This is a genomic window from Stenotrophomonas sp. STEN063 (assembly GCF_056854515.1).
The window spans coordinates 24643-40485 of the sequence record NZ_JBXFWF010000002.1 but is presented as its reverse complement, the minus strand read 5'-3'; the positions used below and the strand labels follow the sequence as shown (position 1 = coordinate 40485).

Sequence of the window (15843 nt, the reverse complement as noted above, 5' to 3'; positions counted from 1 at the left end):
GTGGCCCTCGGTTGGGTGTCATACTGGCCCGGTGACTCGCCTTGACCCCGCATGCCCGATACTGGGATGCGCACCGAGTTTTCCCAGGATGACGATTCTCAAAGAACAACACGAAACCTTTGCCCGGTTCTTTACGGCACCTACCCGAGACGCGCTGCGAGAGCTGCTTCGCCACAACATCGGTGAAACCGACTACTTGGACTTCAAAGCCGATTGGCCGGCGCTACCTAAGCTCGCCCGCCATATCCTGGCCTTGGCGAATTCTGGCGGCGGCGCGCTCGTCGTGGGTGTGTCGCAACATGCAGATGGCAGCCTCGCTCCGATCGGCTTGCCGAGCATCAAGGACAAGGCACAGCTGATCCCGCCGCTCAGCGGCTATCTGCCCAAGCCGCTGGAGTACCAAATTCTTGACTTTGCCTTCGGCGCGGCCGAATACGAAGCGCTGGTGGGCAAGTCGTTCCAGGTTTTACTGGTGGAAGACAATCCTAAACTCCTGCCGTTCCTCGCTCTAAGAGAAGGGGAGGGCCTGCGGACAAGCGTGGTCTACGTGCGCGATGGCACGACGTCCACCGAAGCCGGCCACTTGCAGCTGCAGGCGGTGCTCAACCGGCGCATCGAATCGGGCTATTCCAGCCAGCCTAGCTTAGACCTCGACAAGCATCTGGCCCAGTTGCGTGTCCTAGATGAGCGTCGGGAAGCGAATGACAGCTGGATGAGCCAGTTCAGTCGCGACGAGCAAAGCCGCTTCGACGATACTCAGTCGGACGACCACAAAGAATTCATCGAAGACGCCTACCAAGCGAAGAAGCAGGCCATTTGGCGATTGCTGGACCTGTAGGGTGCGTTCAACGAAAAAGGGACCCTGTGTGGCAAAATCTCCAGTTCGCGTCGAAAGCGTTCGCGCCTCCTGCGACGGTCATGAGTTCCACGAAGCGTGGGTGGCTCGTAAGCTTGGGTTTGCTGCTTCCGCAAGATGGCTTTGTCGGCATCACGATCGAGGGCTTCTCCCCCAGCGACCGGTCTCCCAGGACGCAACCGAGATCGGCGACGCGGTGCTGTACTACGCATCCGCCGCGACGTTCCGGGATACGGACCGGGTCGTCGTGGTCCAGGTCAAGCATTCCAAGGCATCCGAGAACAAGCCGTTTCGGGCGGCCGATGCCAAGCACACAGTGGAGAAGTTTTCGCGCACCTATCGCACGCTCAAGCGCGAACACGGTGTTGGGGCCGGGGTGCAGGAGGGAGCAACTCACGTCGAGAGGCAGACGTTCGCCGAAGTGAGCTGCCTGCAGTGCGGTGATCACGCAGGAGGCCACGAAGCCGCTGGATACTCCCACGTCGCGGGAGCCCGGCGACGGCAGCCGCCCGTCTGCGCGAGCTGATCCCGAAGCACCCCGAGGCGTGCGTCTTCGCTGTGGTCGGGCAAGTCGGCGCGAAGCCGGGGCAGGGCAGCTCTCCCACGATCCGATTCGGCCAGGTCTACGCCCCTAAGTAGTGTGCGCCTCGCCCGGCTATGCCAGGCGGGAGAACACAAGGAGCCAAGAGCCCGAGAGGCCGGGCATGCGCCCAACTATCTAGAGAAGGAAGTTGCCCCTAGCTTCCTTCGCCTATCCATCTCAACATCGCCCTACGGAACTTCCGATTGGCCCGTCCCGGAAATGTTTCGAGCATGAACCCACTAAGCGGTCCAGCTAGCGGAGCCGGTACACGAGGCAGAGCGCGGGTGATCTCCTTCAGCAGCCATGATGAGCTTAGGGATTTCTTTCGATCTGCCCTAGAGCGCTCCTTGTTATGAGCGTACAGCGCAGCAAGGATTGGAAAAGTTGATTGGATCGTTGCTTCTCTGCACGATCCTAGAAGCGCTTTGAATGCAGCTTGTCTTTGGAAAGCTGGGAGCTCAAGAGCCGCGAACAGAACGCTCATCGGGATAGCCGTAAAGTGGCCGCCGAGCGACGCGAGCGTAGCGAGAGCCTTTGTCGAGGCCAGGAGAGAGTTTGGACGCAAGTCCGCAGAAACCGCGATCAACCGTTGAAGGCTTGCACGACTAGCTACTCCCGCTTCGGCGGCTAGATCGCGGACACCCTTTTCCTCCGAAAGGACAGTCCAGTCCCGCTCGCTTGCGAGAGCAAAAGAAGAGACAAGCCCGGCGTCAACAACATTCTCGTAGTGCCCCACTGCAGAAAGACACTCATCGCTCCCGCACTCAATTGTCTCACAACTGCCCACGAATCTAGCGACTTTCTTCCAGTATCTGACATGCTCCACGCGTTCCTTGGCTCCAACCTTCACAAACTGCAGCTTGCCGCCCGGTGCCACATGGGCCTGAGCCACGGCCTGCAAGCTCTCGCGCTCTTGATAATAGAACTGCCGAAGCGTGATTAGGGTCTGAGGTGTAATCACGGGTACACCAAAGCTTCGAACTATCTCCTCGCACTCACATTGGACGATAGTCATGATGGCGACGGAGTCGATGACGAATCTTTCTGCGCTTCGGATGATGCGATCGTCGTATTTCTGATCGCTTTCGGTGCCACTATGAACACTCGGTCGCCAGTCATTGACCTTCTGAATAAAGGTGCGCGCGGGCTTACTGAAGAGCGACGCCATTACGGTTGCAGGGAGGCCATGTTGATGCGCGATGCTGAGCATGCGATTCCTCTGCGCATCGTGCGCTGAGATCATCGCCTTCATCTGATTGAGCATATCAGTGGTGGAAAGCGCAGAAATCTCATCGGCCCCGCCTTCCGCTACTCCAACGCCTACCGCAACGTCCCGAGATGCCTTCATAAAGAGCTGTACGGTGTCTGCCACATCCACAACCGACACATCGAGTCCGGCGAGCGGGCCACTGGATGGAATGACGTGATCTCCCACGCTTAGCCCAATGAGCGAGGATGCCCAAGATCCTCTCGGATCGACCTGGACAACACCAGATACAGGGCTCGGCGTTGAGCCAATCCAAATTGTTCGCTGAGATCTATTCGGCGCCGAAAGTGTCACTAGTGTATTAATGCCCGCGTTTCGACTTGGCGAGCCCCGGAAGCGCCGCAGGCCGAGGCCTAGCAGAGCCATCGCGTTGGATGCATCAACTCGCCCCGGGGTAAGGCCTTCTGTGAGGAGATCCCGAAGCCTTGGATCTCTGAATACACTCAGAGCGAAGAACACTCGTCTGAACGCAGTTGCCGTTCTGGTCGGAGGTAACTCAACATTTCGCACACGTCGCGCGCCGCGGCGCAGACGCCCAGTGAGAATGGAGGCGCGCGCATAATTCTCCAGAACAGCTGGTGTAGAAACGGCGCGTTCTAGCACTGAGTCGATAAAATCCCAGAATTCCCCGTACCGTCCTCTTGAAGTAAGCACGTTCGCCCGAGCAACAATCGCGCTGATGTCGTTCGGATAGGCCGCAACCCATTCTTCAGTCACTGCGTCGGCACGATGGTGGCGCCATTGAGTTAGGAGGAGTGAGACTAGAAGGTCTGCAGTTGTTGGGTCGAGACGCCCATGGCGGCTCAACATCTGTTCGGCAACTGGGATGAAAGCAGCGGCCTCCGTATCATGCCCCCCGTCGCGAAGCATAGCTGCAACAAGAACCCTAGCTTCCACGGAAAGCTCATTTCGGTCAGCCATCTGACGAATGAGGCCTAACGCGTCCTCGCGTACGGGTGCCATAGCAGGGTCGTCAATGTACTCAAGAACCAAGGCTGCCGAGGGTACTGCCGGGGTGCCGCGGAGCAGTTCCATTAGGATCGCGGCAGCCTCACCGCTCAGGGGGCTTTGGTGTTGCGAGCGGAAAAGTTCAGCCTCCAATCCCTCGTCCTCAAACCCAAGCTCCTGCGCGCCTTGTAAGCTCGCATGAGCAAGGTCATGCTTTCCCGCTACCCTGTAGAGCACTGAAACTCTGAACAGCAGCTCAGCATCCTTAGGAACTGCCAGAAGCAGCTCTTCATTAAGTTCTTGCTGAGTCCTCAGTGCCATCGACGTGTAGCGCTGCCACATCTCTATGTTTGACAGGTCTTCCCGCAGTGCCGCCTCGGCATGCTTCATTGCACCAATTCCATCGCCGAGCAGTAATTCGGCCAGCGACAGGTTGTTCAGCAGAGCGGCACGAGCCTGCGGGTCCTCGATCTGGGCCAAGTCATTGTCATTCGCGATGGATGCTAGTGTCGATCTCCCGGCCTCAGCCAAGCTGATGTCATTAGGGTGCGTCACTCTGAGCGAGCCGAAGGGCGCGCGCGCGAACGCCAGGGCTATTTTCGCGGAAGCCAGCTTCACTTGACGGGGAACTGACCCGCCTGGGTCTTGTGCTTCGGCCTTCTCAAACCACTTGATCGCCTCTTCGTCTCGATCTTGGCTGCTTGCTAGGTCGCCCATTGCTTGCGCCACTTCGCGAGCATCGAGTAATGCGGCCGGAATGCTCTCAATTACATCTTCGTAGGGTCTATCGCCAACGATCATTACTACCGAAACAAAAAGTGACCAAACCTGCTTACGATCCTTGTCGCTCGTAGATGCTTTGGCACGCTCAATCCACTTTCTGGCCTTTGAGTGATCGCCGGCGCGGGCAGCAGCAAGCGCGCCAAACGCAAGTTGAGCAGCCGTGGGGGTCGCCAGCGCATCGACAAGCTGCACCGCCTCGTGGAAAGCAGCAGCGCCAACAAGGCAGCGGATCTTTGCGAGTGTATGCGCGACTTGGTCGCCGGCCTTTGGAGAGATTGCATCTAGTTGTTCAAGTGCCGTGTATGGCTTGAACCGTGCGAGCAGCTTGCCAATGCCAGCCAGCCAAGACGGATCGTCCGCTGAGGGCGAAACTGATAGTGATGCAGATGCCCCCAATGGTACAGGCCCCACCTGCTGCTCATAGGCGCGCAGCAGATGCTTTGGCGCGACACTAGCAAGGAGGAGGTGAGCCAAGTCGTGCTGGTCCAACAGTGCGACCAAATCAGGCCATGACCACACGTGCACGGCACCCTGCTTTCCATGCAGGGCCATTTGCCGAACCTCTTCCTGCAGATAGCCATCGCGATCAGCTCTAGTTGCAACAATGAACAGTGAAAGTGGGGGCTTTACGTCATGCGCGCTCTCAAGATCGTCTGCAATGATCTTTCCAGTCAGCTTCTTCTTCAGGTAGCGCTTGCATTGAACACCGATCCATCGACCGTCCTGACTCTGGACAATTACGTCGATCCCTTTCTGCTGCTGCCCTCGGCGGCCCACGAGCTGTGCCGGCAATGCTGGCTTATAAATTGCCTCAACCAGATTGAGAACCAGCTCCTCAAACTGCCCTTCGCTAGGTGTTGGGAACTGAAGATCGTTAGTTGTCAAACATGGCCTCCGCTTCGCTGTACGCGTCCATTCTGATGCATCGTCCGTGAGAAGCAGACGTGAGGCAAAAATTACTCTGCCGCCAGCTTATATGACAGCCCCCCTTTTTTTTGGGTTCATCGCGGATTAGCGTGGAGCCATTCCTGTCCACCGTTACCCTTGAAGCCTGATGTTCAGGACTCAAGGGTAGGTTCATGCTGGACCGGAAGACGATCGAGAAGCTGGGCGGCTAGGAAGGCTATCGCGTGGCCCTAGGACAACTGTCGGACCGTCAAGATCTACCTCAAACCCTCAACGTGTACGATGTACTGTGAGCAATGCTGCCGCCGGTGCCGCCAGGTTCATGAGACGACCGTGCGCCGGGTACGGGACCTGCCCCTGATGGCGCTTCAGGTGAGGCTGGTGGTGCCGCGCCGGCGGGTCTGGTGCGGCCAGTACGGCGGTCTGCGGCTGGAGAAGTTGAGCTGGCTGGGCCGCTACCAGTGGGTCACCGACCGGTTGGCCGAGGCGGTTAGCCAACTGCTTGAGTCCAGCAACATTCTGGCCGTGGCCCGTTTCTTCCAGTCCTGCACAAGGGCCATCGCTATGCCACCGTGGTGGTCGATCCGGTCCGTCGCCGGGTCCTGTGGGTCGGCAACGGCCGCTCCCGCGAGACGGCACAGTCATCCAGCAAGCGAGCAGCGGGGTTCACCGTGGCACCGCCGGTCTGGAAGTAGCCGATCACGCTCGACACCGACCTATGCTCGGTCAATTGCATGATCGCCGGCAGCGCCCCCCTTTGACGGCTGGCTTCGGCCATAAACCCCGAGCGCAGGCTGTGTCCCCCAAAATCCCCCTCCAGCCCAGCTAGGCGCGCCCGTCGCTGCACGATCTCGCCGACCGCAGCGGGGGACAGGGTAGGGCCGACGCGCTGCTTCCAGAGCCGCCGGAAGATGGCCCCCACGGTGATGCCTGCCGCCTCCAGCCAGCCCTGCAGGGCGAGAGCGGCCCGGTCCAGTACCGGCTTGTCCGGCGTCGAGTTGGCGGTAACGCCAGACTGCTGGGTCTTGCTGTGCTCAAGCCGGTAGATGTAGCCTGCCTCGCCGATCCGACGCAGGTCGCGCAGGTCAGCCGCGGCGATCTCGCTGCGCCGACGGCCCCCGCTGGCGAACCCATAGCAGAGTAGGGCGCGATCCCGAATCCCTTCCAGACTATCGTCGCAGGTGGCCAGCAGCGCCTCCAGCTCGGGCAGGGTGATGGCAGTCTTCTTGCGCGGCCGCTCGCCGCGCTTGACCGCAGCCCGCGCCGCGCGACTGAGCACGGTGCGGATCGCCGACTGCTCACAGGGATTGGCCGCTTGCTTGAGCCGGTGCGCCGTGGACAGCACCGCGACCCAATGCCGCAACTCCCAAACCAACTCGCCCTCGGTCGAGCGGCGCTGCACAGATTCCTGCCGCTATCGAGGCGGCTTTGCGTGGCAAACGTAAGTTTCCAGTTCGCAAGAAGGTGAAGGCAAACTAGTTCATCGCGCAACGTAGACGAATCGAGTTAAAAGCGCTTGCATTGATAATGCACCGACTTGGCTGCGTAGCGTTGACGGGTGCTCTAACTCCGCTGCATCAGCTAGGTGCTCACTTCCTAGAAATGTGACTGATTCGGCCGTTGCCAGAGCACCACGTTATCTGGGCAGCGTTGAGTCTGCAGTTCCTCGCGAATCAGGCAGCCTAATTTTTCGAAGTGCGGTGAAACGTAGGCTTCTGCTTGGCATCGGTATGGACCAACCACTTACGCCATCTTTACCCATGCACCAACTTCGCTGCGTAGCTTTGGTGGTGAGCCAACTTAAGCACAGGCCTTGGAAGGTTCACCACGTTGTCTGCAGTTCATTGAGAGCGTCCACGCTGAGTGCATGAAATGCTTCAAGTTAGCGCGGGAAATGCCCAAGTTCGCTGCGATCAACAGCCGGCCCAAATGACGCGGATGTCCGTTGCAGACGGAGCGTTTGCTTCACATCAAGCTGTAGGTGAGAAGTGATCCAGAGCCAGATTCATCGAAGCCGCCTTGTTACGTCATTTCGCATAATGTACATTATGTAAAATTCACAATGGCCATCAGAAGGCCTTGCGCAAAATCTGCTGCACTCATCTCGAGCCCAGCTCTCAGATTCAACCAATTCCAGCCGACGTCTTGCGTACTTTTCTGATCAGCGCCCTCAATGGTTCGGCCCTGTCTGTCCATCTGCCAAGAACCCTGGCTAGCGGCTTTGCCGCCAGTGCTTGGTCTGCGCACCGGGAAATCCATCCTGTATTGCTTCTGCCCGACGTTTCCAGCCTGGTCCAGCAGATTGGGCTCACGGCTTTTCTTATCGCTATCGGCCTGACGGGCCAAGATAGGCTTTGCAGAAATCGATGCATTTTGTGCTTCGTCACTTAAATGATTGATCACACCCTTCAACTGCGCCCAGGTGAGCCGGAGCAGCGAGGACTGACGGCTGCCGACTTCATCGAACCTGGAGTTGGCTCAGCCCGAGCGACCCGCAGCAGGATCTCCTTGAATTTAGTGATTAGTCACTTTATTTGGGTCCGGTACTGATCATCGATTACAGCAGAGGCGCCGCTGAACAGCACAGATCGCCATGATGTGACTCTGTAACGACGTAAACAGGGTTTTTCCGTCATGTCCGTGAAATATTGCTATTGAGACGCGTTCGCAATAGCATCGCTGCCGTGCTACTGCTGGCAGGCCGCCGCCGCCCTGCTCCTTATATCTGCGACTCCCGCCAAGGCCATCTCTTTGTTGCATCGTCTCCCGCGCGTGCGTTTCCCGCGTCATTCCGCCCTGTTCGTCTGCCTCACCGCCGCCTGCCTGAACGCGCAGGCACAAACGGCAGAACCCGTTCCCGCCGCACAAGCTGCCAAGGACGCAACCGAGCTCGACACCGTTCGGGTCAAGGGCGAGCGCCTGGGCTTGAACCTCAACCTGGACGCCAGCGCGGGCGCGCTGGGCACCAAGCGGCTGCTCGACACGCCGTTCTCGGTAACCGTGGTGGAGCAGGAAGATATCGAGAAGCGCGGCGCAACCACGCTGGGCGACATCTTCATCAATGACCCATCGGTTTACGCAGCCGAGCCTTCGGCAACGACTGCCTGGTGGGGCACCCAGATCCGAGGCATCGGCGTCAGCAACCACTATGTGGATGGGGTGCCGATGCTGATGGAATGGGGCGGCGAGTACCCGCTCGAAGCCGTCGAATCCGTGCAGGCACTGAAGGGACTCGGGGGCTTCATGTATGGCTTTGGTTCGCCCGGCGGCATCATCAGCTACCGGACCAAACGGCCTACCAGCACGCCGATGCTCTCCACCACAGTCGGCTGGCGCAACGACAGCGCCTGGTCTGCCCGCGTGGACGCCAGCACCCGCCTGAACGGGCCTGATTCGTTCGGTGTCCGCGTCAATCTGGCCAAGGACGGTGGCGACGCCTATAACGGCGCGGGCCTTGATCGCGAGTTGATTGCGATCGCAGTGGAGCAGCCGATCGGCGATTCGCTGGTGTGGCATGCCGAACTGCTGCGCGAGGACAACAAGCTCAAGTACGAGCCGATGTACTTCTACTGGGATAGCTACGAAGGCGATCGCCTGCCCCGCCCCACCTACGACTACGAGAACGTCCGCGTCCGCAACTCCTACTACCGTGCGAAGACCACCAATGCCACCACCGGCTTGCAGTGGCGTGTGAATGAGGATTGGAACGTGGACTTCACCGTTGGCGGCAGCCGGCGCGAGCACTACTCCAACAAGATGTTCGGCAACCTGCTCAATGAGGCAGGCGATTACGAGGGCAGCGTTTACAACTTCGGCGCCGATCTGCGCAGCAGCGTTGCCCAGGTACTGGTCACCGGCAGCGTTGAAACCGGTGCGATCCGCCATGAACTGGTGTTTGGCAGCGCGGTGCAGCGCAGTTGGGACCGCTGGAGCAATGAGTTTTACTGGAGCAACGACTTCTCGGGCAACCTCTACCAACGTCAGGATTTCATTTCCCACCATGTTCCGGATTTCAGTTTTGCGCCAGTGAGCTCGGATGAGCGGCAGAAGTCGGTGTTCGCCAGCGACACCCTGCACTTCGGCGAAAAATGGCAGGCAATACTTGGTGCACGCTATGTCGATTACGAACAACGCGACAAAGATGGCGACCCGACCGTGGACTCGCGCTACGCCACCTCGGCACTGACACCCACGCTTGCCTTGATCTACAAGCCGGTGGACGCGGTGTCGATCTACGGCAGCTACGTGGAGTCGCTGGAACCGGCGGGCCGCGTTGGCTTTGACAACGAGCCGCCGTATGCCAACGCCGGCCAGGTATTGGACGCCACAATCAGCAAGCAGTACGAGATCGGTGCCAAATACCAGAGCGGCAGGTTGGGCTTCACCACCGCCGCTTTCCGGGTAGAACGTAGCGCGCAGATCGACCAATGGCGTGATGGCCAGCTCTACCTGGTGCAGGACGGCCTCACCCTGTACCGCGGCTTTGAAGCCATCGCGAGCTACGGTGTAACCGACAGCCTGGATGTCGGCCTGGGAGCTTTGTGGCTGGACGCCAGCCTGGAAGATCTCTCGCCGGAGAACGCCGCATTGCGCGGCAATCGCCCAGCAGGCTCGGCGCCGCGTAGTTACGTCGGCAATTTCGAATACCGTCCTGCCCTGCTCAGCGGCTTCAGCCTGCACGGCACGGTCCGCTATTCCGGCGAGCAGTATTACGAAGACGCCAATCGCATCCTGATCCCGGGACGCACGATCACTGATGTTGGCTTCCAGTACCGCACCACGGTGGCAGGTCGCGACGCGACGCTGACCGCCAACCTCAACAATGTGTTCAATCGCAAATACTGGAACCTGGACATGCTCGGCGAGGCTCGCAACGCATCCCTGGATCTGCGCATCGATTGGTAAGCAAAAACGCCGATGCCCACGTCTCCGTGGGCATCGCGCTCTGCCGGACCTGATTTGAAGTGCCAGCCACAAAGGTTCTAGAGGCGGCTACCCGCCGATTAAAGTGACTCGACACTTTAATCGACAAACATCAAGGAGCGCCGGATCAGCCCAGCTGATCCAGCGCCTCGCGCAAAGCGGCGACCGCGCTGCTTTCTGTTTGAATCCAATCGTTGTCCAAGCCCTGCAACCTGGGGTTCTGGTAACGCATGGCGGACCGCTGCCGCCCTTTGGCCGAGGCATGTAGCTGCACGCAACCAGTCTTCAAGGCGATCTCGGCGATGTTTTGGGCGCTGAGTCCCGCCCCAGCCATCAAGGCCAGACGTGACCCAGCCTGCTCTGCCAAGCTGGTCAGCACGGCGCTGCCCTCGGCGGCACTGGCGTGGCCACCGGAGCTGAGGATGCGTTTGATACCCAGATCCGCGATCTGCTCCAGCGCTGTTGGCAAATCGCGGGCTGCGTCGAAGGCACGGTGGAACGTGATATCCATGGGCCCGGCTGCGCTGACCAGTTCACTACATAACGGCATGTCGATTTCAGCGTCTGCACTCAAAGCGCCAATCACCACGCCATCGCAGCCCAGCTGCCGGCAATGCGCGATGTCGCGCAGCATGAGTTCCGCTTCCAGTGCGCCGTAGTGAAAGTCGCCGAGGCGCGGACGTATCAACACGAACAACGGAATCTGCAGGTAATCCCGCGCCACCGCAATACTGCCGGACGAAGGCGTGGTGCCGCCTTGCTCCAGGTTCTCGAACAGTTCGATGCGATTCGCCCCGCCCTGTTGCGCGGCCACGGCCGACATCGCCGAATTGCAGGCGATCTCCAACAGATAGCGCGAGCTCATGCCTGCGTGCTCGTGTACACCGACGCGGACTCAAGCAGCGCGTCCTGCCTGCTGCTATCGCAGACCGCATAGACGAAGCCCTTGTGCAGCGCATACGCGCCGACCTCGCCACTGCGGTTCATCGCCAGGAAGCAGACCTGCAAGGTGCGGCTCGCTTCCGGGCGTTTGCGGACAACGCGCTGGATGGCCTCGCGGCAGGCTTCTGCCGGTGAGCGACCTTGTCGCATCAATTCAACCACCAGGAACGAAGCCGCATTGCGGATCATTTCCTCGCCCATGCCGGACGCCGTGGCGGCGCCGACTTCGTTGTCCACGTACAGGCCGGCGCCAATGATCGGGCTGTCGCCAACGCGGCCGTGCATCTTGAAGGCCATGCCGCTGGTGGTGCAGGCGCCGGCCATCTGTCCGCTGGCATCGATGGCGATCATACCCAGCGTGTCGTGGTTGTCCTTGTCACCGGGAATACCACGGCGCTCGGCGTTGATCTGCGGCGCGTAGTGTTCGGTCTTCAACCATTCACGCCAGGCTTTTTCTGCTTCCGGGGTGAGCAGGTTCTGGCGCTCAAACCCCTGCTGCACCGCGAACTGCTGGGCCCCCTCGCCCACCAGCATGACGTGCGGGGTTTTCTCCATCACCGCACGGGCCACGGAGATCGGATGCAGGATGTCGACCAGTGCCGCCACCGAGCCGCAACGGCCGTCGCCGGCCATGATGCTGGCATCCAGGCTCAACACGCCATCGCGATCCGGATTGCCGCAGCGGCCAACCGTTGGGTTGCAGAGCTCGCTTTCCGCCCAGCGAGCGCCAGCTTCAACTGCATCCAGTGCGCTGCCGCCCGCAGCCAATACCTTCCATGCCGCCTGGTTCGCACCTACGCCGAAGTCCCAGGTTGAAGCCACGCGCGCGCCGTTTGCAGCGACCGGCGATGCCAGCAGGCCCGGCGCCGCACTGCCCAATGCGCCGATCAGCGCGGTCGACTGCAGGAACTGTCTGCGGGTAGTCATGCCTGGGTTCTCCTGGGTGGTGTCAGCGTGCTGCGAGTTTATCCACGTGCCAAGCCAAGGCACCGAGTACACCGAGCTCACCATGTTCCACACGCCAGACCGGCACGTGCCGCAGCGCCTGCGACAAGCGGTCTTTTGCAAGGAAGCGTTGCTGGAAGCCACCGGCATGCAGCGGGCCGCTCAAATGACCGGTGATGCCGCCGGTGAGGTAAACCGCACGCGCGCCAAAGGTCAGTGCGAGGTCGCCGGCCAGACTGCCCAGCCACGCACAGAACACCTCGATGCTTTCCGTCGCCAGCGCATCAGTGCCGCTGTGGGCTGCCGCCACCAGATCGGCGGGGCTGAGCCAATGCGGCGTGCTGCCGCGCAGTTTGCACAGGCTGGTGTAAAGCGTGATCAAGCCCGGACCGGACAGGATCCGTTCGTTGTCGATATGCGTGTACTGCCGCGACAGCAGGCGCAATACGTCCTGCTCCAACTCAGTGGAACCCGCCAGCGCCGCATGCCCCGCTTCACTGGCGAGTACCGAAGGATTACCGCCAGGCAGATACACGGCGACGCCCAAACCGGTGCCGGGGCCGAGCACCACGGCCGGACCTGGCACCACCTGGGTAGGATCACCGCAGATCAGATGCAGCGCGTCGGCGTCGGCATGCGCCATGGCCTGTGCGACAGCAACGAAATCATTGATCAGCTCCAGCGTTTCCAGACCGGAGTCGCGGCGGGTTGCCGCCAGCGACACCGGCCATGCCAGGTTGGTGTTGAGCAGCGTGTCGCCATCAAGCACGCCTGCGATGGCCACGACGGCGTGTGCGATCGGTGGTGCGCTGGTTTCGCGCGCCAGCCAGTCGGCGTAATCGCGCAGGATCGCGGCAAGACTGGGATGTTCGGCGCAGGTGTACTTGCGGAAACCCCGGACGCTCAACGCACCGTTGGCATCCAGCCGGGTCCAGCCAAGACGTGCATAGGTGCCGCCTACATCCGCGCCGATGATGGCGCTCCCCGATTCAGAATCCTGGATTGCTTCGCTGCGGGCCGCGTCATCCAACGCCGGTCTGCTCATTCGTGTGCCCGCTTTTGCTGCATATCCAGGAAACGCTCAATTTGTGGTGGGCGCATGATGCGGTATCGACTGCGGCATTGAAAGCGGGCTCAAGTCAGGTGCCGCAGGGCACGCCAGGTCCACCAGCCCAGGGCAGTCATCGACAACGAGCCGCCGAGGTGCAGGCCGATTGTGACCAGTCCCCAGCCCAGCTGCTGGCGCTGCAACAGGTAAACCACTTCGGCCGAAAAGGTCGAGAACGTGGTCAGGCCGCCCAGCAGCCCGGTGACCATGAACAGCCGCCACTGCGGTGACAGTTCGGGCCGGCTGGCGAAGAATGCCAGCGCCAGACCGATGACGTAGCCACCGAGCAGGTTGGCGGTCAAGGTCCCCAGCGGCACGGTGTTGTGCAGCGGGTTCAACCAAAGACTCAGCCCGTAGCGCAGCCAGGCACCGAGTGCCGCGCCAATACCGATGGCCAGGAAGGACTGCCACATGGATTCACGCTCCAGGCACGGGTTGGCGGATGGCGGTCATTTGCGCTGCGCGCGGGCCTGCTCGCGGGCGGTGCGCAGGCGATCCAGCTTGTCTTTCAGCTTGATCTCCAGGCCGCGCTCCACCGGCTTGTAATAGACCTGTTCGCCCATCTCATCCGGGAACGCGGTCTGGTCCAGCGCGATGCCGCCTTCGACATCGTGGTCGTACTGGTAGCCCTGGCCGTAACCCAGCGTCTTCATCAGACGCGTCGGAGCGTTGCGCAGGTGCATCGGTACCGGCTGGGTTCCGTACTTGGCGATGTCGGCACGGGCTGCGTGCAGCGACATGTAGGCGGCGTTGGATTTGGCGGTGCTGGCCAGGTACACGACCAGGTTGGACAGGGCGATATCGCCTTCCGGTGCGCCGATGCGGTCATAGGCGTTCCAGACATTGATCGCCATTTCCAGCGCACGTGGATCTGCCAGGCCGACGTCTTCCACCGCCATGATGGTCAGCCGGCGCAGCAGGTAAGACGGATCGCAGCCACCATCGAGCATGCGTGCCAGCCAGTAGATGGCGCCATCCGGGTTGGAGCTGCGCACCGACTTGTGCAGTGCCGAGATCTGGTCGTAGAACTGCTCGCCATTCTTGTCAAAGCGGCGGGTGCGGTCGGCCAGCACCTGCAGCAGGGTTTCCGGGGTGATTTCACCGCCCTCGCCTGCGGCCAGTTCTGCGGCGATTTCCAGCAGGGTCAGGGCGCGGCGCACATCGCCATCGGCGGCCCTGGCGATTTCCAGCAACGACTCGGCCGAGACCGTGATCTCCTGCTCGCCCAGTCCGCGCTCTTTGTCGTCGAGTGCGCGCTGCAGCGCTTCCACTACGTCTTCGGGCGAGACAGATTCCAGCACGTGCACGCGGCAGCGCGACAACAATGCAGAGTTCAGCTCGAACGAAGGGTTTTCGGTGGTAGCACCGACAAAAATGATCGTGCCGCGTTCGATGTGCGGCAGGAAGGCATCCTGTTGTGCCTTGTTGAACCTGTGCACTTCGTCGACGAACAGCACGGTGCGGCGACCGTCGGCGAAACGATGTGCGGCCTCGGCCAGCACCTGGCGTACATCCGGCAGACCAGACAGCACAGCAGATATCGCCTTGAACTCGGCATCGGCGTACTGCGCCAGCAACAGGGCCAAGGTGGTCTTGCCGCAGCCCGGCGGGCCCCACAGGATCATCGAATGCACGCGCCCGGATTCGACCGCGCGGCGCAGCGCCGTGTTGGGTGCGAGCAAGCGCTTCTGGCCGACCATCTCGTCCAGTGCACGCGGACGCATGCGCTCGGCGAGCGGACGCATGTTGTCCCGGTCCGCTGTCAGCAGGTCGGCGGGAGATTCATCAAGAAAGATATTTCGGGATCTGGCCACGCCTGCATTCTAGCAGCGTGGCCGCCCTGCCCTGGTCTCAAAAGCCCGGCTTGGGTTCAGCGGTCGCCGACGACGTCGACGTCCTTGCCCGGCACGAAGCGGAAGGTGCCTGCAGCAAAGCTCGGGTTCTTCTTCCAGCCGCTGAAAGTGATGATGGTGCGCTGGCCGACCGCGTCGGTCAGCTCCATCCGCGACAGCGCGCCACCGGAGAAGCCCAGAGCGGCGACATCGAAGCTGGCCTGGGTATCGCGCTTGGGCGTGAGCGACAGCCACTGCATGCCGTCGCGCGGCGCGGCTTCTTCGCTGATGTCGTACTGCTGTTCCAGCAGTGCCGGGTTGATCAGGGCGGTGAGCGGATTGTTCTGCTCCTCGGTGCCCTGCGGGCTGACCCGTGCCTGCTCCAGGTCCGGCTCGTAAACCCACAGCTTGCTGCCGTCGGCGATGATCAGCTGCGGATGCGGGCGGGTGTATTCCCAGCGGAACTGGCGCGGTGCCGACAGCGCCACGCGGCCGCTGGACGATTCCTTGACCCGGCCACGCTGATCCACCACCTGCTGCGCAAACTGCCCATCAAGGCCGCGCAGGCCGCTGGTGAAGGACTTCAGGTCGTCGCGGGCGCCGGCATGGGCATCCGCAGCAAGGCCGGCACAAGCCAGGGCAACAGCAAGAACGGAGTGGCGCAGGAATGCAGTCATGGCGGCTTGGGATAGTTGTGTCGTTGGTGAGGCAGAGTCTGCCTCTTGCAAACTGAATGGGCGGCAATCAATC

General features: G+C 61.1%; 10 protein-coding genes and 2 pseudogenes. 3 read left to right on the top strand and 9 right to left on the bottom strand.

From position 1 onward, the window contains the following. Window positions 1–88 precede the first annotated feature (88 nt). Complete coding sequence (locus AC1VWL_RS01010) at window positions 89–838, top strand: AlbA family DNA-binding domain-containing protein (protein WP_482985421.1); 750 nt, start codon at window positions 89–91, stop codon at window positions 836–838. Window positions 839–1593: 755 nt separating this feature from the next. On the opposite strand, the gene AC1VWL_RS01005 is transcribed toward AC1VWL_RS01010, so the two are convergent. Further along, window positions 1594–5322: a hypothetical protein gene (locus AC1VWL_RS01005; RefSeq protein ID WP_482985420.1), complete on the bottom strand. Its 3729-nt coding sequence runs from the start codon at window positions 5320–5322 to the stop codon at window positions 1594–1596. A gap of 159 nt (window positions 5323–5481) precedes the next feature. Between AC1VWL_RS01005 and AC1VWL_RS01000 the strand changes: the two are divergent. Further along, a pseudogene (locus AC1VWL_RS01000) lies at window positions 5482–5987 on the top strand (hypothetical protein); the annotation flags it as partial. Here AC1VWL_RS01000 and AC1VWL_RS00995 read toward each other — a convergent pair. After that, a pseudogene (locus AC1VWL_RS00995) lies at window positions 5987–6751 on the bottom strand (site-specific integrase); the annotation flags it as partial. The pseudogenes AC1VWL_RS01000 and AC1VWL_RS00995 sit on opposite strands and share 1 nt — an antisense overlap. 638 nt (window positions 6752–7389) lie before the next feature. Further along, on the bottom strand, window positions 7390–7746 hold the full coding sequence (locus AC1VWL_RS00990; protein ID WP_482985419.1) for a hypothetical protein: 357 nt from the start codon (window positions 7744–7746) through the stop codon (window positions 7390–7392). A 351-nt stretch (window positions 7747–8097) separates the two neighbouring features. On the opposite strand from AC1VWL_RS00990, the gene AC1VWL_RS00985 reads away from it, so the two are divergent. Further along, on the top strand, window positions 8098–10248 hold the full coding sequence (locus AC1VWL_RS00985; RefSeq protein ID WP_482985418.1) for a TonB-dependent siderophore receptor: 2151 nt from the start codon (window positions 8098–8100) through the stop codon (window positions 10246–10248). 145 nt (window positions 10249–10393) lie between these two features. Here AC1VWL_RS00985 and AC1VWL_RS00980 read toward each other — a convergent pair whose 3' ends face one another. The 6 genes from AC1VWL_RS00980 to lolA form a co-directional block, all read right to left on the bottom strand. Continuing rightward, window positions 10394–11131, bottom strand: a complete 738-nt coding sequence (locus AC1VWL_RS00980; protein WP_482985417.1) for a copper homeostasis protein CutC — start codon at window positions 11129–11131, stop codon at window positions 10394–10396. Further along, window positions 11128–12135 carry a glycosylasparaginase gene (locus AC1VWL_RS00975; protein ID WP_482985416.1) on the bottom strand — a complete coding sequence of 336 codons (1008 nt, stop codon included), beginning with the start codon at window positions 12133–12135 and terminating at the stop codon, window positions 11128–11130. Before AC1VWL_RS00975 ends, AC1VWL_RS00980 begins: the two co-directional genes overlap by 4 nt. Before the next feature lie 22 nt (window positions 12136–12157). Next, window positions 12158–13198: a glucokinase gene (locus tag AC1VWL_RS00970; protein ID WP_482985415.1), complete on the bottom strand. Its 1041-nt coding sequence runs from the start codon at window positions 13196–13198 to the stop codon at window positions 12158–12160. A gap of 89 nt (window positions 13199–13287) precedes the next feature. Next, entirely contained in the window at window positions 13288–13674 is a 387-nt protein-coding gene (gene crcB / locus AC1VWL_RS00965) for a fluoride efflux transporter CrcB (RefSeq protein WP_296252342.1), read from the bottom strand. A gap of 36 nt (window positions 13675–13710) precedes the next feature. Beyond that, complete coding sequence (locus AC1VWL_RS00960; protein WP_481511921.1) at window positions 13711–15006, bottom strand: replication-associated recombination protein A; 1296 nt, start codon at window positions 15004–15006, stop codon at window positions 13711–13713. Between the two features lie 125 nt (window positions 15007–15131). After that, the gene (lolA, locus tag AC1VWL_RS00955; protein ID WP_481515659.1) at window positions 15132–15770 is read right to left on the bottom strand and encodes an outer membrane lipoprotein periplasmic chaperone LolA; all 639 of its coding nucleotides are present in this window, start codon (window positions 15768–15770) and stop codon (window positions 15132–15134) included. Window positions 15771–15843: the final 73 nt, after the last annotated feature.